The organism is Variovorax pasteuri, assembly GCF_051216435.1.
In the GTDB taxonomy this organism is placed as follows: Bacteria; Pseudomonadota; Gammaproteobacteria; order Burkholderiales; family Burkholderiaceae_C; genus Variovorax.
Genome location: NZ_JBPJZS010000004.1, coordinates 434,147 through 452,127, shown reverse-complemented (window position 1 = coordinate 452,127; position 17,981 = coordinate 434,147). Strand labels below are relative to the sequence as shown.

Genomic DNA, 17,981 nt, shown 5'->3' with positions numbered 1-17,981 from the left:
GCGCGATGTCATTGCGCAATTGCCCGGGACCGAGTCATGTTGCAATCGCACGTTCACTTTCACTCTTTCAACGCGCAGGCAGCACACGCATGACGACCTCTTCCCTCTCGATTCGCCCTCCGGTGCCGGACGACTACGCGGCGTGGAAGCCGCTCTGGGACGGCTACAACGCCTTCTACGGTCGCGAGGGCCCGACCGCCCTGCCCGACGAGATCACGCAGGTCACCTGGCAACGGTTCTTCGATGCCTACGAACCGGTGCATGCGCTGGTCGCAGAGCGTGACGGGCAGTTGGTCGGCCTGACCCACTACCTGTTCCACCGCAGCACCACGCGCATGGAGCCGACCTGCTATCTGCAGGACCTGTTCACCTTGCCCTCGGAGCGCGGACGGGGCGTGGGACGGCAGTTGATCCAGGGCGTGTACGACCGGGTGAAGCGCGCGGGCGGGCACCGGGTGTACTGGCAGACGCATGTGACCAACACGGCGGGGCGCACGCTCTACGACAAGGTGGCCACACACGACGGGTTCATCGTGTACGGCACCTTGGTCTGAGCCCTTTAGTACTTGATGGTCACCCCGGCCTTCACGCCGTTGTTGGCCTTGCCGTCGGACGACACACCGCCGTTGAGCGACACGTTGCCGCCCGTGCTGGCGCCCAGCGAATAGGTCGGCCGGGGCGTCGAGGTGTCGGTACCGATGTAGGTGCCGCTGCCGTCCGGCCGCTGCACGCCGACGGTCGCGCCATTGACGGTGGCGGCCTGCTCGGTCGGGTTCACGTTGGGCGCCACATAGACGGTGCCCTTGTCGTCGTTGTCGACCGGCACCTTGATCGGCTCGGCCTGCACGAGTGCGCAAGACGCACTCAACCCCAGTGTTGTCACAAGTATCAATTTACGCATCGTCTCGATGCTTTGCCATCGGCGGCGCGATCCGCGTAGGACACAAGGAGATTCGGGCCGCGAACTGCAACTTGAAATGTCAAAGGCTATGCTTTGACAAACAAGCAAGGACACAACGATGAGCACGCAGCCCCCGCCACCCGGCCCCTCGCCCGACGCACTCGAACGCATGCTGGCCGCCGGCCGCGACGGCGCGCTGCTGCGCATGAGCCTGGCGCTGGCGTATCACCGGCGCGACGATCCGCACACTGCACTGATGCACGTCGGGAAGGCATTGGCCTTCGATGCGGACTTCACCGCGGCCCACCGCCTGCAGGGCTTGATTGCACTGGAACTCGGCGATGCCGCACAGGCCGAGGCGGCCTTCGCCAAAGGCCTGGAGGTGGCGCAGCGGCGCGGTGAACTGCAGCTGGTCAAGGAGCTGACCGTGCGGCTGCGCCGGCTGCGGCCCGCAGCGCCTTCCGCGACCTAGATCATTGCGTCTTCGCATGCCATGGCGGTGGTCGTCGACGCGCTGCGCTGCAAGCCTTGATGTCAACGGCCTGCCTGTTCGCTGAGAACTTGCGTACTCAAGCGTCGCACGGATGGCAGGTTCTCTTGCCTCGCCCTAGGATGCAGCATCGGCGCGCCGCAGTTTGGTGCGCCACGCTCACGCACTCAAGACAGGAAAAGAACCCATGTCCCCCCTCGAAGTCGTCCTGCCCGAACAGCTTTTGATCGCCATCGCGGCCCAGAGCCGCATGCCGATTGCCCGGATCGGCGAAGCGCTGACATCGCTGGGCATGGTCAGCCAGGACCAGCTGCGCGAAGGCCTGAAACAGCAGCAACGCGCACCCAACGTGCCGCTGGGCGAGACGCTGGTGCGCATGGGCATCGTCACCCAGGGCCAGTTGCAGACCGCGCTGGTGCGCAAGATGGGCTACCCGCTGGTGAACCTGCAGCTGTTCCCGCCCGCGGCCGACGCCCTTCGCAAGGTCGGCCACAGCGTCGCGCGGCGCCTGCAGGTCATGCCGCTGATGCTGCACGAGGGCCGCATCATCGTGGCCATCGACGATCCGATCAGCCGGCACTCGGCGCTCGACGAGATCGAGTTCATCGCGCAGGCGAAGGTGATTCCCGTCATCGGCCAATGCCTGGACCTCGACACCGTGCTGCACACGGCCTACGAGAAGATCGGCGAGCCCGCCGTGGGCATTGCGGGCGCCTTTGCGTCCAACCTCGACCCCATGCGGCCGCTGGAGTTCGACCTGGCCGGCACCACCGAACTGCTGCAGACCCTGGAGCGCGAAGGCCCCACGGCCGCCCCCACGGATGCGCCCATCGAGCAGTCGGACAACTCGCTGGTGCGCATGATCAACAGCATGATCCTGGAGGCGCACCGCGAGGGCGCCTCCGACATCCACATCGAAAGCTACCCGGGCCAGGAAAAGACCCGCATCCGCTTTCGCCGCGACGGCCTGCTCTACACCTACCTGGAGCTGCCACCGAGCTACCGCGCCGCCATCGTCGCGCGCATCAAGATCATGTGCGACCTGGACATCAGCGAAAAGCGCATGCCGCAGGACGGCAAGATCAACTTTGCGAAGTACTCGCCGCAGCACCGCATCGAGCTGCGCGTGGCGACCATTCCCACCAACAACGGCCTCGAAGACGTGGTGATGCGCATCCTGGCATCGGCCAAGCCCATTCCCATGGGCCAGCTGGGCCTGTCGCCGAACAACCTGGCGCAACTGACCAAAGCCGTCGGGCGCCCCTACGGCATGGTGCTGTGCGTGGGTCCCACGGGCTCGGGCAAGACCACCACGCTGCACTCGGCGCTGATGCAGATCAACACGCCCGAACGAAAGATCTGGACGGCGGAAGACCCGGTCGAAATCACCCAGGCCGGCCTGCGGCAGGTGCAGATCAACCCGCGCATCGACTGGACCTTTGCCAAGGCGCTGCGGGCCTTCGTGCGCGCGGACCCCGACGTGATCATGGTCGGCGAGATCCGCGACGAGGAAACCGCCAAGACCGCCATCGAGGCCTCGCTCACCGGCCACCTCGTGCTGTCGACGCTGCACACCAACAGCGCCCCGGAAACCGTGACCCGGCTGCTGGACATGGGCATGGACCCGTTCAACTTCGCAGACTCCCTGCTCGCGGTGCTGGCCCAGCGGCTGGTGCGCCGCCTGTGCACGCGCTGCACCACTCCTTCGCCCGCGAGCGCGGAGGCCGTCGAGGAACTGCTGGACGACTACATGCACGCCTTCGGCCCGCAGGAAAAGACGCCGGCCCACCGCCAGGCCGTTCACGACGACTGGCGGCACCGCTACGGCCACGACGGCAAGCTGCACAGCCACGCCAGCACCGGCTGCAAGCACTGCGGCAACACGGGCTTCAAGGGACGTGTGGGCATCCACGAGCTGATGGTGATGTCCAGCACGCTGCGCCGCCTGGTGCAGACCGGCGCACGCGCGGAAGAGCTGCAGCTGGCCGCGCTGCAGGAAGGCATGCGCACCTTGCGCCAGGACGGCATCGAAAAAGTGCTGGCCGGGCACACCAGCATCGAGGAAGTGCGCGCGACCAGCAACGTGTGAACGCGCGGCCCGGCGGCGCTGCACCTACAGCTCGTTCAACGGAATGAACGGCGCCACCAGCCGCAGCTTGAAGCGCTGCCATGCCGTGGTCTCGGGCGGCACGTCGTAGGCCGTTTCCTTGCCGTCGTTGTCCTGCTCGATCCATTCGACGTTCTTGCCGCTGGCGTCCAGCCGCAGGCGGTAGGAGCTGCCCGCGTCCGCGAAGCCGTCCAGCTGCCGGGCCATCTCGGCACTGTCGATGATCAGGCCCAGCTCGGTGTTCAGCCGCGCCGAGCGGGGGTCGAGATTCATCGAGCCGAGGAACACCTGCTTGCGGTCGACGATGCCGTTCTTCATGTGCAGCGCGCCCGTGCGATGGCCGAAGATGCCGAGCTTGCCGCGCTTCACGCTCAAGGTGGGACTCAGCTCGTAGATGCCCACGCCGGCCTTGAGCAGCTCATGGATGTGCGGCCAGTAGCCCACGTACACCCAGGGCTCGTCGGTGGATGCCAGGGAATTGGTGAGCAGCGTGACGCTCACGCCCTCGGCCTGCGCGCCGGCCAGGCTGGCCACCGAGGCGTCGGACGGCACGAAGTACGGCGACACCATCTTGATGCTGCTGCGCGCCGTGCGGAACCAGCGGATCACGCCTTCCGTGACGGTGCCCTTGAGCGAGTTCTCGCGCTCGTTCAGGCCCAGCGTCTTGCTGAGCGGATCGAACAGCACCCGTGCGTCGGCCCACAGCAGCGGGCTGAGCGCACGGTCGGCCAGCTCGAAGGGCAGGTTCATCATGGGCACGAGGTCCAGCGGCAGCGCGACGGGTTCGTCGGGCTGCGGGTCGTGGATCCTGCCGTCCGCCGGAATGCGCGGCGCCTGCGGCGGTCTGGCGTCGGCGACCCGCGTGTCGAACTTCTGCCGCAGCTGCGCCTGCGTGAGCGAGGTGCTGGCGATGCGCCCCACGGGGTAGACGACCTCGCTGTTCCAGTAGTGGTCGAACTCGCTCGACAGGTCGCGCACCACCGGTCCGGCCGCGAACACGTCCATGTCGACGAAGTTGCTGCCCGCCGCATTCATCACGTACTCGTCGGCCATGTTGCGCCCTCCCGCCACGGCGGCTGCGTTGTCGGCCACGAAGAGCTTGTTGTGCATGCGCCGGTTGACGCGGGCGAAGTCGAAGCCCGAGCTGACGAAGCGCGTGACGTCGCTGCCTCGCCCCGCCGGGAACGGGTTGAACAGGCGCACCTGCACGTTCGGATAGCTGGCGAGCGCGAGCAGCAGGTCGTCCTCGCCGGTGGTGTAGAGGTCGTCGACCAGCAGGCGCACGCGCACGCCGCGCAGCGCCGCGTCGCGCAGCGCGCCCATCAAGGCGCGGCCGGTGTTGTCGCCGGCCAGCAGGTAGTACTGCACGTCGAGGCTGCGCGTGGCGAGCCGGGTCAGCTCCATGCGGGTGGCGAAAGACGTGGGGCCGTAAGGCAGCAGGCGAAAGCCAGAGCGGCTGTCGGGCGGAAGCACCTTCTGCGTGAGGGTGCCCAACGGGGTGGCCGAGAAATCGGTGATGGCGCCGACGGGCTGCGTCGGCACCTGCGGCGGCAGGCTGGCGCATGCAGTCATCAACATCGAAAGAACCAGCATCCACGCCGCAAGCAGCGGGCGGCCCCACACGTGGGCACGAAAAGCGCCCTGCCGATCGCGGCGCGATGCATCGGCCCAGCAAGCTGTCGTCATTTTTTCCTGCTCCCGTCCCGGTTGGCGCGCCCACCCGCGAGGGGATGATCGGGCCGCGCGCATGACGCGAGCCTGACGGCGCCTGGCGGCCGCGTCAACCGTTGCGTTCGGGGTACGTTGGGGACGCGTTCGGAGCCCACCGGGTGCATACCGTGCGGGTTCAGGGTCCGACAATCGGATACCCGATGCACCGCAGGGAATTTTCCATGCCGGCACGCCGGTGCGCGACGATAGACGACCCATGACGAACTCCGCCCCCTCCACGCCCGCACTCATCGACACCTGCACCCAGGCCTCGCTCGCCCTGCTGGAAAGCAACCTGACACCGCACGGCATCCTGGCCGCCAGCCGCACCGAGGCGGCCGTCGCGCGGCGCTACACGCGCATCTTCGGGCGCGACGCCGCCATCTGCGTGATGGCCATGTGCGGCAGCGGCGTGCCTGCGCTGGAGCAAGGCGCGGTGGCCAGCCTCGACGCGCTCGCGGCGCAGCAGGCGGCCAACGGGCAGATTCCCAAGTACGTCGACCCCGAAGGACAGGACGCCGACTTCTGGTACCTGGGCTGCATCGACGCCACCTTGTGGTGGCTGATTGCGGTGGACCATGTGCGCCGGCACGGCAGCGTCGGCGCCTCGCACTGGCAAGAAGAGGTCGCGCGCGCCATCCAATGGCTGCAGGCGCAGGAGCACCAGCACTTCCGGCTGCTGCAGCAGAACGAGGCCAGCGACTGGGCCGACATCATGCCGCGCTCGGGCTACGTGCTGTACAGCAACGCGCTCTGGTACGACGTGAAGCGCCGCTTCGCGCTCAGCCACGCAGACGAGACGCAGCACCACTTCAACCACCTGTTCAACCCGTTCCAGCGCGACCTGCCCGAGTACCACCGGGCGCGGCTGCTGCGGCATTACGCGCGGCGCGGCCGGCGCGACCCCGGGCTGTACCTGAGCTTCGTCAACCTCGCGGTCGTCGGCGACGAAGGCGATGTGTTCGGCAACGTTCTGGCCATACAGAGCGGCCTGGCCGACACGGAGATGGCGCACCGCATCGTGCAGACCGTCAACGCGGCGCGTGCGTGCGAACCCTATCCGGTGCGCGTGGTGCTGCACCCGCTGTCGCAGCAGCACGAACTGTGGCGCGCCTACATGGGGCGCCACCAGCAGAACATCGTGCACCAGTACCACAACGGCGGAATCTGGCCGTTCGTCGGCGGGTTCTGGGTGATGGCGCTGGCACGGCTGGGGCTGCACGAACAGGCATGGACCGAACTCGAGCGGCTGGCGCAGGCCAATGCGCTGGACGGCTGGCGCTTCACGGAGTGGTTCCATGGGCGCACGCTGGCGCCGATGGGGATGGCGGGGCAAAGCTGGAATGCGGCGACGTTCCTGCTGGCGAAGCGGGCGTTGGAAGGGGTCGGGGTGGCCTGGTGACGCCCTGTCTTGCAGGCCGGCGTGCACAATCTGCGGCATCTCGACCCTGACGCCATGCGAATCCACGAACTGAAACGACGCCTGCGGGAAGCCGGCGCAGGCCCCAGCCACGAACAGCGGATCTTGCGGCTGTGGTCCCATGCGCTGCCCCGCGACAGCGGCCGGCGCCTGCCGGCGAGCTTTTTCCCGTCGTCGCTGATGGACGCGCTGCCCGCCATCGAAGCCGAGCTTGCGGGGTTGGCGCGCATTCACGCCGTGCACCCCGGCGCCGACGGTTCCGAGCGGCTGCTCGTCGCGCTGGCGGACGGCCAGACCGTGGAAAGCGTGCTGCTGCCGCGGGACGGCCTGTGCGTGTCGTCGCAGGTGGGCTGCGCCGTCGGATGCCGGTTCTGCATGACGGGCCGGGAGGGCCTGCTGCGCCAGGTGGGCAGCGCCGAAATCATCGCCCAGGTCGCGCTCGCGCGCATGCGCCGTCCGGTGCGCAAGGTGGTCTTCATGGGCATGGGCGAGCCGGCCCACAACCTGGACAACGTGATCGAGGCGATCGACCTGCTCGGCACGGTGGGCAACATCGGCCACAAGAACCTGGTGTTCTCCACCGTGGGCGACCCGCGGGTGTTCGACAGGCTGCTGCAGGAGCGCGTGCGGCCCGCGCTGGCACTCTCGCTGCACACGACGAAGGCCGACCTGCGCAAGGACCTCCTGCCCCGCGCGCCGAACATGACGCCCGAAGAGCTGGTCGACGCGGGCGAGCGCTATGCGCGCGCCACCGGTTACCCGATTCAATACCAGTGGACGCTGCTGGAAGGCGTGAACGACGGGCCGCAGGAGATCGAAGGCATCGTCCGGCTGCTGTCGGGCAAGTACGGCGTGCTGAACCTGATTCCCTTCAACGCGGTGGACGGCGTGGCGTTCAGCCGCCCGTCGTGGGAGCGCTGCGAACAGATGGCGCGCACGCTGCACGAGCGGGGCATCCTCACGAAGCTGCGCAATTCGGCGGGGCAGGACGTCGATGGCGGCTGCGGCCAGCTGAGGGCGCGGGCGGCCGAAGTGCAGGTGATGTTTCGAAGGGGTTGAGGCCGGCACCGGAGAAATCGAATGAATTCCACAGCTTCACGCCCTGCGCCACGCAAGGGCCTTCATCCATGACATTGCAGAAGAAGGGCAAGTACTGGTACGGCACCACGCCCGAGGACATCGAGGCTCAACTCGTCGCCTACAGCACGCGCAACAGGTACGTGGCCGTCAAGTTCTCCCAGTCCGCATGCGCATGCGGAAACCGTTCGTTCCAACTCGAAACCGATGAGGACGCAGGCGCGGCCAGGCGAACCTGTGTTCGCTGCGGCGCCGTTCATCTCATGGGAGACAGCGACGAATACGCAAGCGAAGCGGAGTTCGAAAGGCATTCGTGCATCTGCGATGCGGAGGCGTTCGAACTCTTGTCGGGTGTCGCCTTGTACGCGGACAGCAACGACGTTCGTTGGTACTACATCGGCTGCAGGTGCACAAGCTGCGAGCTGGTCGGTGTCTTCGCAGATTGGAAATGCGAGGCTGGAGATGCAGACGCGTTCCTGCGCAAGACCTGAGCGGGCAGCAGCGACCGGGGATGCGGCAACAGGCTCGTCACGACGGACATGGCCACCCAACGATCATGGCCGGATTCGATTCTCAGGATGGCTCAGGCACTCAAAGTGCATCCCACACCTGAATCAGCCCCACCAGGTGGACGACGCCTAATGCCAGGCAAACCACCGAACTCCAAACCCAGAAAGCAGTAAGCCGCCGCCGGTCGAAGACGAACAACGCCAGCGCCACGAGTCCCCGCAGCAGATACACCGCCGTGATCGCAGGCAGCACGAGCGCCAGCAATGGCAGCGGCTGCAGCACCCCGGCCCCTGAAAGCGCATACGCCGACCAGACGCCGAGCACGCACGCGATCAGCAGCGTGACGATCGGCGGATACAGATGCCCCGCGGCCGCGCCTGCAGCCATGCGTTCCCCAGCCCCGAAGAACCGGTACCAGGCAGGCCCGCCAAAGATGATGCAGATGTGCAGCAGCGCCGCAATGGCACTGAGCGCGGCCCCGGCGATCAAGGGAATGTTGTAGGACACAAAGAATCTTTCAAAAACACGCGAGCGGCCGCAGCACTTGCACCGTGTCGCGCGTCGGCCCGAAGGCGCCGTAGCGCACGCCAAGGCCGCTGAGGGCTTCGACACGTTCGATCCATTCCTGCGGCGTGCCGACGTTGCCCGGCTCGTACAGGGGCTGCGCGGCGTACAGCCGTTGCGTCAGGGCTTGCTGGTGTACGAGGTCAGGCACCTCGCTGCAATGCAACGCGTTCACGCGCACACCGTCCGCACCGCGATAACCCGCGCACCATCGCAGACCCGTGCCTTCGACAGCATCGAGATGGCTCACCACCAGCCCATCGAGTTTCCCCACGGCCTCCAGCGCATAGCGCAGCAGCACCGCATCGGGATGCCCGCGCCGGAACACGCCCTGCCAGCCTTCGTCCGCGTTGTGCGGCTCGGCCAGGAGAGCGTCCAGCGCGTGGTCATGCGTGGGCAGCGGGCCGGCACCATGCCGAGTGAGGTAGCTGCGCAGCACGCCCAGGTGCTGCACGCGCGCGCCGATGCCCACATCGCGCAGCACCGCCTCGACAGCGCCAGTCGACACCGTGCTCCACGTCGTGTGCGGATGAAAACCGCGCCACTCGTCGAGCAGCACACCCTGCGCGCCTTCGAACACCACGGTGCCCGGACGCGCGAGGCGTTCGGCGATGCGGTCCGCGCCGGCGGGCGGCGACTGCGCCAGGCAAGGCGCCACGGCGTCGAGCCAGCGCTGTGCGAGCGAGTCGTCCCGCAGCATGGCGAGTTCTTGCGCGGCATCCCCATGCAAAGAGGCTGCAGCCGCAAACTCGCGCAGCAACGCGGTGCGCGAGGCCTCCAGTTTTTCGAGCGCGCGAGCGGGGTGAAGCAGATCGCCGTAATGCAGCGCTTCATCCGGCGACGCGAGCGCGTGCCGCACCGTCTCGCCGACGCCCACGCCGCAGCTGCCGTGCGCACCCTCCCCCCGCGTCCATTCACGCAACCGGCCCGCGGCCTGGTGGAACGGCGTGGTCACGCGGCAGCGAGCGTCGACCAGCAGCCGCGAGAAGGCGTCTTGCACACCCACCCTGCGCAATGCGTCCTCCTCGACGCGCAGCGCCGTGGGGTGCACCACCACCGGACTCGCCAGCACCGTGCCCAAGCCCGCATGAAAACTGCCGGCGCCGAACTGCGAGAAGGTGTGGTGCCGACCGTCGGCCAGCACCACGTTGTGCCCGGCCTGCGCGCCGCCGTTGAAGCGCACCACGGTGTGGGCCTGCAATGCGCCGCACAGGTGGTCGGTGAAGCGCCCCTTGCCGCAGTCCCCGAAGCCCAGGCCCAGCAGCGAGACGTAGTGCGTGGCCCCTGCGGCGGCGGCAGTCACCCGACCCTTAGCCGAACAGGCGCTTCCACCACGACGAGCGCGGGTTCGCGGCCGCCGTGGCCACGGCCGGCGGCGCGCGGCGCGATGCGCCGGGGTCGAGCAGCGCCGCGTAGGCGTCCAGCGCGTGCAGCACGCCGCCCACGCGTTCCTTGGCCATGCCGGTGCCGCTCATCACGCCGGCCAGCGCCTCGAGGCTGGGCACGGCCTTCTCGGTGAGGGCGACGATGCCGGCGGCCACGGCGCAGGCATCGTCGGGCGAGTCCATGCAGATGACGTGATCGCCCAGCAGCTCGCGCCAGCGCCCTTCGCAGCGGCGGCGGCGCTGGGCGTCGGGAATCAGGAAGAACAGGTTCGTGGTCTCGGCCGCGGCAGCGATGACCTCTTCGATGGGAATGTCCTCGTCGAGCTTCTCGCCGATCAGGCCTTCGATCTGGTGGCGCGAGACGGCGGGGTACGGCAGCTCGTCGCCGGTCACGAACAGGTAGCCGCGCTTCTTGCGCTTCACCCAGCAGTCCATGTCGGTGTGCTGCGCCATGACGTAGAAGGCCAGCTCGTAGCTTTCTTCGCCGCTGCCGCCACCGCCGCCTTCGAGGTAGCTCCAGGTGAGCCACTGGTCCATGAGGTTGGCGGTCGACTCGAACTGGCCGACCTGCAGCGGCGCGCCGTCGGAGGTGGCGTCGCCGACGGCCATGAACATGAGCTGCGGGTCGGGCACGCCGCAGTCGGTCAGCAGCTTCATGAAGTTGGGCAGCTCGCGGCGCGCCAGGGTCTGCGGAATGTCGCCCATGGAGCCGGTGACGTCGAGCGCGAACACGATGCCCAGCGAATTGGGGTGGTCGGCGTTGTCGCGCGACTCGCGCACCTTGAGCCCGTGCGGGTTCATCAGCGGGTGCGTCGAGCGCTGCGTGAAGACTTCGGCGCCGGGCTTGGCGGCGCGGTCGGCAATCAGCGCCGTGTGTGCGGCGTGCGAGTAGTTTCCGTAGCCCATGAATGACCTCCTTGGTGACTGTTGTTCAGGTGCCGGCGCACGGCGCGGGATCGAAAGGCACGAACCTCGACGGACCGAAGGCTTCGCGTGACGCGGCCGAAAGCGCTTGCTCGATGCCCTGCGCGCCCAGGCGTTCGCAGGTGGCGGCGTCTTCGCTGCATTGGCGCAGCAAGGCCGCGAGCGGTGCCGGGGTGTGGGCGCCGAAGCCGGGCTCGCCGGACCCGGCCTCAAGCAGGCCATGCAGCACTGCGCGCACGGTCCAGGCGGCCTGCATCAGGTCGCGCGCGACGGCGGTGGTGTGGGCCGGCCCGGTGGCGTGCTGCGCGCGCGACCAGCCGATGAGCAGCACGCCGTGGTCGCGCGGATGCACGAGCGCATGCGCGGGCGACAGGTCGCGGTGCGTCCAGCCGGCGCCGTGCACGAAGGCCAGCACCTCAAGCATGCGGCGCCAGAGCCACACGGCGTGGCGCGGGTCGATGCCTTGGGGATTGGCCTGCTGTACGTCCTGCAGGCTGCCCCAGAAACCGGTCGGGTGGCGCAGCACCAGCGCCTGGCGGGCGCCATCGCCCAGGCCTTCGGCGAGGCCCGTGCCCAGCGGCTGCGGCAAGCGGCGTGTGAAGTAGGCCGCGCCTGCCATCGACAGGTCTTGCAGGGCCTGCAGCACGGCGGCCTCGCGCAGCAGCACGTGGTTGGCGGCGGAGTCACGGGCCAATTTCAGCGTGACGCGCTCGGGCAGCGCGCCAAGCCGTTCAGCCAGCAGCACCTCGCTGTGCTCGCCGGTGGCCAGCGGCGCCAGCACGCGGTAGCGCGCACCGCGCCAGGTGAGGATGCGTCCGCCCGGCACGTCGGCGTTGGCCCGCCGCAGCGCGGCGCGGAAGCTCTCGCGTTCGACGGTTTCCGTGCCGCGCACGATGGTGGCGCCGCAGTAGCTGCAGTCGACCGTGCGCCAACGTGCGGCACGCGGCAGCGGCGCGGAGCATTGGGGGCAGCTGAGTGCGAGCAGCGACAGCATCTGGCCGCGCCCTACGCGTCCCTGGGCACCGCCGGGTCGGGCGATGCCCGCACACGGTCGATGCGGCGGCCTTCGAGCTCGACGATCTCGAAGCACCAGCCGGCGCAGTCGATCAGCTCGCCCACTTCCGGCAGATGGCCCGACACGGACATCAGCAGGCCGGCCACGGTGTTGTAGCGCCCGCGCTCTTCCTCGGGCAGCTCGCGAATGCCCAGGCGCGCGCGCAACTCCGACACGGGCATGAGGCCGTCGAGCTCCCACACGCCGTCGGGCCGCTCGCGGGCCCAGGCGTCGGTCTGCATGCCGGGCTGCAGCTCGCCGGTGATGGCTTCGAGCAGGTCGCGCGGGGTCATCAGGCCCTGCACCACGCCGTATTCGTCGACCACGAACACCAGCCGGCCGGCGCGCTCGCGGAACTGCTCCAGCAGTTCCATGCCGGTGAGGGTTTCGGGCACGAACACCGCGGGCAAGGCCTCCGGGCCCAGCGCGCCGGGGTGCGCGGACCCCAGGCGCAGCAGGTGGGCCACGCTGATGACGCCGACCACGTCGTCGAGCGAGTTGCGGCACACCGGGTACCAGGAATGCACGAGGTTGAGCGCGGCCGCGTCGGCCACCTTCTGCAGCGCCTGCGGCACGGTGAACGAGGCGTCGAGCCATTCGATGTCGGCGCGCGGGATCATCAGCGAAGACAGGCGCCTGTCATCCAGGTGAAACACGTTGCGCACCATCTGGTGCTCGTGATGCTCGATGACGCCGGCGTCCACGCCTTCCTCCAGGCTGGCCGAGATCTCTTCTTCCGTGACGTGGCGCGCCGCGTTGGCGTCGATGCGCAGCAGCTTCAGCATGGTGGCCGTGGCGCCCGCGAGCAGCCACACGAAGGGCTTGGCGGCCTTGGCCAGCCCGCGCATGGGGCGCGACACCCAGCGCGCCACCGGCTCGGGATAGAGCTGGCCGATGCGCTTGGGCACCAGCTCGCCGAAGATGATGGTGAAGAAGGTGATGCAGGTGACCACGCACGCGGTGGACACCACGCTGGCGGTGCCGGCGCCCATGCCCACGCTTTCCATCCACACGGCCAGCGGCGCGGCGAAGGCGGCCTCGCCGACGATGCCGCTCAGCATGCCGATGGAGGTAATGCCGATCTGCACCGTCGAGAGGAATTGCGTGGGCGACTCCATCAGCTTCAGCGCGGCCACCGCGCCGGTGTCTCCCGTTTCGGCCAAGGCCGCGAGACGTGCGCGCCGGCTGGTGGAAAGGGCCATTTCGGACATTGCGAACAACGCGTTGAGCGTGGTCAACAAGGCCAGGAGGAGAACATCCATGAACTGAGGGAGAGAATGAAGGAATGTCACTTTACTTGATTGGCGACCTGCAGGGCTGCGACGCCCCCCTCGGGCGGCTGCTGCAAAAGATCGATTTCTCCCCCAGCCGGGACACCTTCGTGCTGCTGGGCGACCTGGTGAACCGGGGCCCCGATTCGCTCGCGGTGCTGCGCCGCGTGCAGGGCTACGGCGCCTCCGCGCTGAGCCTGCTGGGCAACCACGACCTGCACCTGCTGGGCGTGGCGCACGGCGCGCGCAAGACCGGGCGCAAGGACACGCTGGGCGAACTGCTGGCCGCGCCCGACAGCGAAGCGCTGCTCGACTGGGTACGCCAGCAGCACATGGCGCTGCACATGCGCATCGGCACCGGCGACCTGCTGATGGTGCATGCGGGCGTGCTGCCCCAGTGGACGGTGAGCGACACGCTGGTGCTGGCCGCCGAAGTCGAATCGGTGCTGCGCGGCCCGGCGCTGGGCGAATTCCTGATGACGATGTACGGCAACGAACCCGCGCAGTGGCAAGACAGCCTCACGGGCAGCGCCCGGCTGCGCGCCATCGTCAATGCGCTGACGCGGCTGCGCTTCTGCACGGCCGACGGCGTGATGGAGTTCGAGGCCAAGGACAGCGCCGCCACGGCGCCCGAGGGCTACATGCCCTGGTTCGACGTGCCAGGGCGCAAGACGCGCAAGGCCACGGTCGCCTTCGGCCACTGGTCGACACTGGGCTGGCTCTCGCGGCCCGACCTGCTCTCGACCGACACGGGCTGCGTGTGGGGCGGCTGCCTGAGCGCGGTGCGCATCGGCGCGACGCTGGACGAGCGCGAGCTGATCCAGGTCGAGTGCGAGCAGGCGCAGAAGCCGGGCAAGACCGGCTGAAAGGCCTCAGAACGCCTGCGTCATCAGCCCGTACACGGTGCGCACGCCGCTCACGTAGTTGCCCATGCGCAGGTTCTCGTTGGCCGCGTGCTGGTTGTTGTCGGCGTTCACCAGCGGAATGATCGCAAAGGGCACCGGCAGCACGCGCACGATCTCGGCGGTGGGCACCGTGCCGCCCATCATCCGGATGCGCACCGGCTCGGGCTTGGCGCCGAAGGTCTCGCTCAGCGCCTTGTAGGCCCATTGCCCGACGGGCGAGTTGATCTGCGAGCCGGCCGCGTCGCCGCCCTCGCTCTGGTAGGAGAAGGTCGCGAGCTTGTCATAGCGCGCGCGGTCTTCGTCCGTCGGCTCGCCTTTGACGAGGTGGTAGCCCTGGCGCTCGATGTGTTTCTGGATCAGCTGGCCGAGGTAGGCCGGATCGGAGTCGGGCGTGGTGCGAAGGTCCATCTCGGCCACGGCCTTGTCGGGCACGATGTTGGCCACCTTGTCGCCCACCGACGCCGCGGCCATGCCGCGCACGTTCAGCGAGGGGTACTGCATCGCTTCCTGGTAGTTCGCACCGACCTTGTCGGTGCGGGCAATGCCCAGGCGGCGCTTGAGCGCGGCCTCGTCGTCGGGCACCGCAGCCATGATCCTGCGGTCGGCCTCGGCGATCTTCACGTGGTCGTAGTAGCCGGCCACCGTCACGCGGCCCTCGTCGTTCTTCATCGAGGCCAGCAGGTTGGCCAGGCGCTGGGCCGGGTTGGGCGCGTAGTTGCCGTAGTGCCCGCTGTGCAGCGGCACCTTGGCGCCGTACACGGTGAGCTGGGCCTTGGCCGCGCCGCGGTTGCCGAACACCAGCGTGGGCCGGTTGGTGGCGTGCATGGGGCCGTCGTGGATCACGATGGCGTCGCAGCGCAGCAGGTCGCGGTGCGCCTGCATCACCTTGCCGATCGAGGGCGAGCCCTTCTCTTCCTCGCTGTCGAGGATCACCTTGACGTTGACCGCCGGCTGGGCGCCCCCGGCCTTCAGGGCATCGATGGCGGCGAGCATCATCATGATCGGCCCCTTGTCGTCGGCGGACGCGCGGCCGAACACGCGCCATTCAGGGTCGAGCGGGCCGCTGAAGAGCGGCGCCGAATCGATTTCTTCCCAGCCGCCGTTGGCCGCCTTACGCTTGAGCACCGGCGTCCACGGGCTCTTCTGCGCCCACTGCGCGGGAATGACCGGCTGGCCGTCGAGGTGCATGTAGAACAGCACCGTCTTGCGCGCGGGATCGCTGCCCGGGTATTCGGCATAGAGCATCGGCTTGCCGTCGTTGGGCAATTGCTGCGTGGTGAAGCCGCGCTTGCGGAAGGCCTGCTCCAGCCACTCGACGTTCTTGCGGATGTCCTCCGGCGAGACGGCGTCGTTGGGCAGGGACAGCAGCTCGAAGTACTCGCGGTAGGTGGCCTGCGCGTGGCGCTCGGCGTCGGCCGCGGCGAGTTCGCCCGCGCCGGCCGTGCCGGTCATGCAGGCCGCCACTGTCAGGGCCAGGGTGAGCAGTGCGAGCGGGCGGCGCGAGGTTCGGGGCTGTGAAGGCATGGGTGTTCGGTCCACTTTGTGACGGTTTCGCGGCAGTCTAGGCAAAGCCGAGCTTTTGAACAATTGCCGATTTTCAGCGGTATCGTTGCGTTTTTCGCAATGCAGACGCCCTGCGCCCACCGCCATGCCGTCCCATCGCCTGCAGGAAACCTCGCTGCGCTACTTTCTCGAAGTGGTGCGCAGCGGCTCTCTGACCGAAGCGGCTGTGCGGCTGAACGTCAGTGCCTCCGCCATCAGCCGGCAGGTGGCCATGCTCGAGGCCTTGCTGGGCGTGCCGCTGTTCGAGCGCCGCCCGCGCGGCATGGTGCCCAGCCCGGCCGGCGAGTTGCTGGCAGCGCACGCGCGACGCGGCGCGCTGGAGGCCGAGCGCGTGGTGTCGGACATCCAGGGGCTGCAGGGCCTGCAGCGAGGGCATGTGCGCATCGCCTGCTCGTCGGGCTTCGCCAACGAGTTCCTGCCGCGCACCATCGTCACGTTCCGTGCGATGCACCCCGGCATCCAGTTCGAGCTGAAGGCCTGCGAACCTGGCGAGGTCACCGAAGCCGTGCTGCTTGGCGATGCCGACATCGGCCTCACCTACAGCCGCGCCGCGGTGCAAGGCATCCATGTGGCGCACCGCGAGCGGGCCTCGGTGTTCGCGCTGATGCGGCCCGACCATGCGCTGGCCAGGCATCGCAGCGTGACGCTGGCACAGATGCTGCCGTTTCCGATCGGGCTGTCGGGCCCCGACACGACGGTGCGCCAGCTGTTCGACGTGGCCTGCAGCAACCGCGGCGTGGTGTTCGAGCCCGCGCTGGTGAGCAACCGTTTCGAGGCGCTGGCCAGCTTCGTGCTGCACGGCGGCGGCCTCGCGATTGCCGGTGAGATCACCGTGCGCGAGCGCGTGCAGCGCGGCGAACTGCATGCGGCGCAGATCCGCGAACGCGGCATGCGGGAGCGCTCGGTGGAGTTGCAGACCCTGGCCGGGCGCACCCTGCCGGAAGTGGTGCGCACCTTTCTCGAATTCCTGTGCAAGGCGCTGCCGCCGCCGGCCGCGCCGTGACCATGCCGGCTCAGGACGGCAGGCGGACCTCGAAACGGAAACGCAGCAACATCAATCGAAGTTCAGGATCACCTTCATCGACTGCGACCGGTCCGCCGCCAGCGCGAAGGCTCGCGCTGAATCGCGGTAGGACAGCGTTGCCGAGATCAACGGCTTCACATCGACCAGGCCCTTGTTGAGCAACTCGACCGCCACCGCGAACTCTTCGTGAAAGCGGAACGCACCGCGCAGATCGAACTCCTTGGCCACGATGGTGTTGATCGGCAGTGTCATGTCGCCGCCCAGGCCCAGTTGCACGACGATGCCGCGCGGGCGCAGCGCGTCGAACGCACCAACCAGCGCGCGGGCATTGCCGCTGGCCTCGAACAGCACGTCGAAACTCCCCTTGTCGGCGGTGAACCGCGCCAGCCCGTCCGGCGTGTCGGCAACATTGACGACTTCGTCCGCACCGACCTTGAGCGCCTTGCCCAGCGTGTGCGCGCCGACGTCGGTTGCGACGATGTGGCCCGCGCCGGCACGCCGTGCTGCAATGATCGCCAGCGCGCCGATCGGGCCGCAGCCCGTGACCAGCACGCGCTTGCCAAGCAACGAGCCGGCACGCCGTACCGCATGCAGCGCCACTGCGAAGGGCTCGGCCATCGAGCCTTCGGCATCGCTGAGCGAATCGGCCAGCCGGTGCGCCTGGTGCGTCTCGACCACGATCTGCTGGCGGAACGCGCCCTGCACATGCGGCGTGCGCATCGCGCTGCCGTAGTAGCGCATGTCCAGACAGTGGTTCTGCAGGCCCTGCTGACAGTATTTGCAGAGGCCGCACGGGCGGCTCGGGCTGATCGCGATGCGCTCGCCGGGCTTGAAGTCCGTGACGCCTGCGCCGACCGCCTCGATCACGCCGGCCACCTCGTGGCCCAGCACCATCGGTTCCTTGATGCGGATGGTGCCGAAGCCTCCATGCTGGTAGTAGTGCAGGTCTGACCCGCAAATGCCGCCGCAGCGCACGCGCACCTGCAACTGGCCCGCGCCCAACGCGGCGGTTTCGAATTCCTCCACGCGCAGGTCGCCGGGCGCGTGTATGACAAGTGCGTCCATGGTGATGGCCT

The 17,981-nt window shown here is 68.4% G+C and carries 17 protein-coding genes; 8 read left to right on the top strand and 9 right to left on the bottom strand.

Annotated elements, in window-relative coordinates:
• Positions 1-89: 89 nt before the first annotated feature.
• Positions 90-554 carry a GNAT family N-acetyltransferase gene (locus ACSFBM_RS18465; RefSeq protein ID WP_435485632.1) on the top strand — a complete coding sequence of 155 codons (465 nt, stop codon included), beginning with the start codon at positions 90-92 and terminating at the stop codon, positions 552-554.
• Between the two features lie 5 nt (positions 555-559).
• Here the strand turns inward: ACSFBM_RS18465 and ACSFBM_RS18460 are convergent, their stop codons facing one another.
• The gene (locus ACSFBM_RS18460) at positions 560-868 is read right to left on the bottom strand and encodes a hypothetical protein (RefSeq protein ID WP_435485631.1); all 309 of its coding nucleotides are present in this window, start codon (positions 866-868) and stop codon (positions 560-562) included.
• A 151-nt stretch (positions 869-1,019) separates the two neighbouring features.
• Between ACSFBM_RS18460 and ACSFBM_RS18455 the strand changes: the two genes are divergently transcribed.
• A complete protein-coding gene (locus tag ACSFBM_RS18455) occupies positions 1,020-1,373 on the top strand; it encodes a tetratricopeptide repeat protein (protein ID WP_435485630.1) in 354 nt (117 codons plus the stop codon).
• 205 nt (positions 1,374-1,578) lie between these two features.
• Complete coding sequence (locus ACSFBM_RS18450; RefSeq protein ID WP_435485629.1) at positions 1,579-3,480, top strand: GspE/PulE family protein; 1,902 nt, start codon at positions 1,579-1,581, stop codon at positions 3,478-3,480.
• Between the two features lie 24 nt (positions 3,481-3,504).
• On the opposite strand, the gene ACSFBM_RS18445 is transcribed toward ACSFBM_RS18450, so the two are convergent.
• On the bottom strand, positions 3,505-5,184 hold the full coding sequence (locus ACSFBM_RS18445; RefSeq protein ID WP_435485628.1) for a phospholipase D family protein: 1,680 nt from the start codon (positions 5,182-5,184) through the stop codon (positions 3,505-3,507).
• 241 nt (positions 5,185-5,425) lie between these two features.
• Here ACSFBM_RS18445 and ACSFBM_RS18440 point away from each other — a divergent pair, with 241 nt between their 5' ends.
• The 3 genes from ACSFBM_RS18440 to ACSFBM_RS18430 all read left to right on the top strand — a co-directional run bounded on the left by ACSFBM_RS18440 (position 5,426) and on the right by ACSFBM_RS18430 (position 8,196).
• Entirely contained in the window at positions 5,426-6,610 is a 1,185-nt protein-coding gene (locus ACSFBM_RS18440) for an amylo-alpha-1,6-glucosidase (RefSeq protein ID WP_435485627.1), read from the top strand.
• A gap of 54 nt (positions 6,611-6,664) precedes the next feature.
• Positions 6,665-7,687: an RNA methyltransferase gene (locus tag ACSFBM_RS18435; protein WP_435485626.1), complete on the top strand. Its 1,023-nt coding sequence runs from the start codon at positions 6,665-6,667 to the stop codon at positions 7,685-7,687.
• 68 nt (positions 7,688-7,755) lie between these two features.
• Positions 7,756-8,196, top strand: a complete 441-nt coding sequence (locus ACSFBM_RS18430) for a hypothetical protein (protein WP_435485625.1) — start codon at positions 7,756-7,758, stop codon at positions 8,194-8,196.
• Positions 8,197-8,296: 100 nt separating this feature from the next.
• Here the strand turns inward: ACSFBM_RS18430 and ACSFBM_RS18425 are convergent, their stop codons facing one another.
• Genes ACSFBM_RS18425 through ACSFBM_RS18405 form a run of 5 tightly spaced genes read right to left on the bottom strand, consistent with a single transcriptional unit; the run spans position 8,297 to position 13,404 of the window.
• On the bottom strand, positions 8,297-8,722 hold the full coding sequence (locus ACSFBM_RS18425; protein ID WP_435485624.1) for a hypothetical protein: 426 nt from the start codon (positions 8,720-8,722) through the stop codon (positions 8,297-8,299).
• Positions 8,723-8,732: 10 nt separating this feature from the next.
• On the bottom strand, positions 8,733-10,082 hold the full coding sequence (locus ACSFBM_RS18420; RefSeq protein WP_435485623.1) for an adenylosuccinate synthetase: 1,350 nt from the start codon (positions 10,080-10,082) through the stop codon (positions 8,733-8,735).
• 7 nt (positions 10,083-10,089) lie between these two features.
• Complete coding sequence (locus ACSFBM_RS18415) at positions 10,090-11,070, bottom strand: VWA domain-containing protein (protein WP_435485622.1); 981 nt, start codon at positions 11,068-11,070, stop codon at positions 10,090-10,092.
• 25 nt (positions 11,071-11,095) lie between these two features.
• Positions 11,096-12,082, bottom strand: coding sequence for a lipopolysaccharide kinase InaA family protein (locus tag ACSFBM_RS18410; protein ID WP_435485621.1), 987 nt, complete (start codon positions 12,080-12,082; stop codon positions 11,096-11,098).
• A gap of 11 nt (positions 12,083-12,093) precedes the next feature.
• The gene (locus tag ACSFBM_RS18405; protein ID WP_435439639.1) at positions 12,094-13,404 is read right to left on the bottom strand and encodes a hemolysin family protein; all 1,311 of its coding nucleotides are present in this window, start codon (positions 13,402-13,404) and stop codon (positions 12,094-12,096) included.
• A gap of 23 nt (positions 13,405-13,427) precedes the next feature.
• On the opposite strand from ACSFBM_RS18405, the gene ACSFBM_RS18400 reads away from it, so the two are divergent.
• Entirely contained in the window at positions 13,428-14,279 is an 852-nt protein-coding gene (locus tag ACSFBM_RS18400; protein WP_435485620.1) for a symmetrical bis(5'-nucleosyl)-tetraphosphatase, read from the top strand.
• A 6-nt stretch (positions 14,280-14,285) separates the two neighbouring features.
• Here the strand turns inward: ACSFBM_RS18400 and ACSFBM_RS18395 are convergent, their stop codons facing one another.
• Entirely contained in the window at positions 14,286-15,842 is a 1,557-nt protein-coding gene (locus ACSFBM_RS18395; RefSeq protein WP_435485619.1) for a M20/M25/M40 family metallo-hydrolase, read from the bottom strand.
• Between the two features lie 124 nt (positions 15,843-15,966).
• Between ACSFBM_RS18395 and ACSFBM_RS18390 the strand changes: the two genes are divergently transcribed.
• The gene (locus tag ACSFBM_RS18390; protein ID WP_435485618.1) at positions 15,967-16,884 is read left to right on the top strand and encodes a LysR family transcriptional regulator; all 918 of its coding nucleotides are present in this window, start codon (positions 15,967-15,969) and stop codon (positions 16,882-16,884) included.
• A 51-nt stretch (positions 16,885-16,935) separates the two neighbouring features.
• On the opposite strand, the gene ACSFBM_RS18385 is transcribed toward ACSFBM_RS18390, so the two are convergent.
• The gene (locus ACSFBM_RS18385; RefSeq protein WP_435485617.1) at positions 16,936-17,970 is read right to left on the bottom strand and encodes an L-idonate 5-dehydrogenase; all 1,035 of its coding nucleotides are present in this window, start codon (positions 17,968-17,970) and stop codon (positions 16,936-16,938) included.
• Positions 17,971-17,981 lie beyond the last annotated feature (11 nt).

Coding starts and splice junctions, on each gene's coding strand:
- ACSFBM_RS18465 (WP_435485632.1), top strand. CDS start 90: ATGACGACCTCTTCCCTCTCGATTCGCCCTCCGGTGCCGGACGACTAC.
- ACSFBM_RS18455 (WP_435485630.1), top strand. CDS start 1,020: ATGAGCACGCAGCCCCCGCCACCCGGCCCCTCGCCCGACGCACTCGAA.
- ACSFBM_RS18450 (WP_435485629.1), top strand. CDS start 1,579: ATGTCCCCCCTCGAAGTCGTCCTGCCCGAACAGCTTTTGATCGCCATC.
- ACSFBM_RS18445 (WP_435485628.1), bottom strand. CDS start 5,184: ATGACGACAGCTTGCTGGGCCGATGCATCGCGCCGCGATCGGCAGGGC.
- ACSFBM_RS18440 (WP_435485627.1), top strand. CDS start 5,426: ATGACGAACTCCGCCCCCTCCACGCCCGCACTCATCGACACCTGCACC.
- ACSFBM_RS18435 (WP_435485626.1), top strand. CDS start 6,665: ATGCGAATCCACGAACTGAAACGACGCCTGCGGGAAGCCGGCGCAGGC.
- ACSFBM_RS18430 (WP_435485625.1), top strand. CDS start 7,756: ATGACATTGCAGAAGAAGGGCAAGTACTGGTACGGCACCACGCCCGAG.
- ACSFBM_RS18415 (WP_435485622.1), bottom strand. CDS start 11,070: ATGGGCTACGGAAACTACTCGCACGCCGCACACACGGCGCTGATTGCC.
- ACSFBM_RS18410 (WP_435485621.1), bottom strand. CDS start 12,082: ATGCTGTCGCTGCTCGCACTCAGCTGCCCCCAATGCTCCGCGCCGCTG.
- ACSFBM_RS18405 (WP_435439639.1), bottom strand. CDS start 13,404: ATGGATGTTCTCCTCCTGGCCTTGTTGACCACGCTCAACGCGTTGTTC.
- ACSFBM_RS18400 (WP_435485620.1), top strand. CDS start 13,428: ATGTCACTTTACTTGATTGGCGACCTGCAGGGCTGCGACGCCCCCCTC.
- ACSFBM_RS18395 (WP_435485619.1), bottom strand. CDS start 15,842: ATGCCTTCACAGCCCCGAACCTCGCGCCGCCCGCTCGCACTGCTCACC.
- ACSFBM_RS18390 (WP_435485618.1), top strand. CDS start 15,967: ATGCCGTCCCATCGCCTGCAGGAAACCTCGCTGCGCTACTTTCTCGAA.
- ACSFBM_RS18385 (WP_435485617.1), bottom strand. CDS start 17,970: ATGGACGCACTTGTCATACACGCGCCCGGCGACCTGCGCGTGGAGGAA.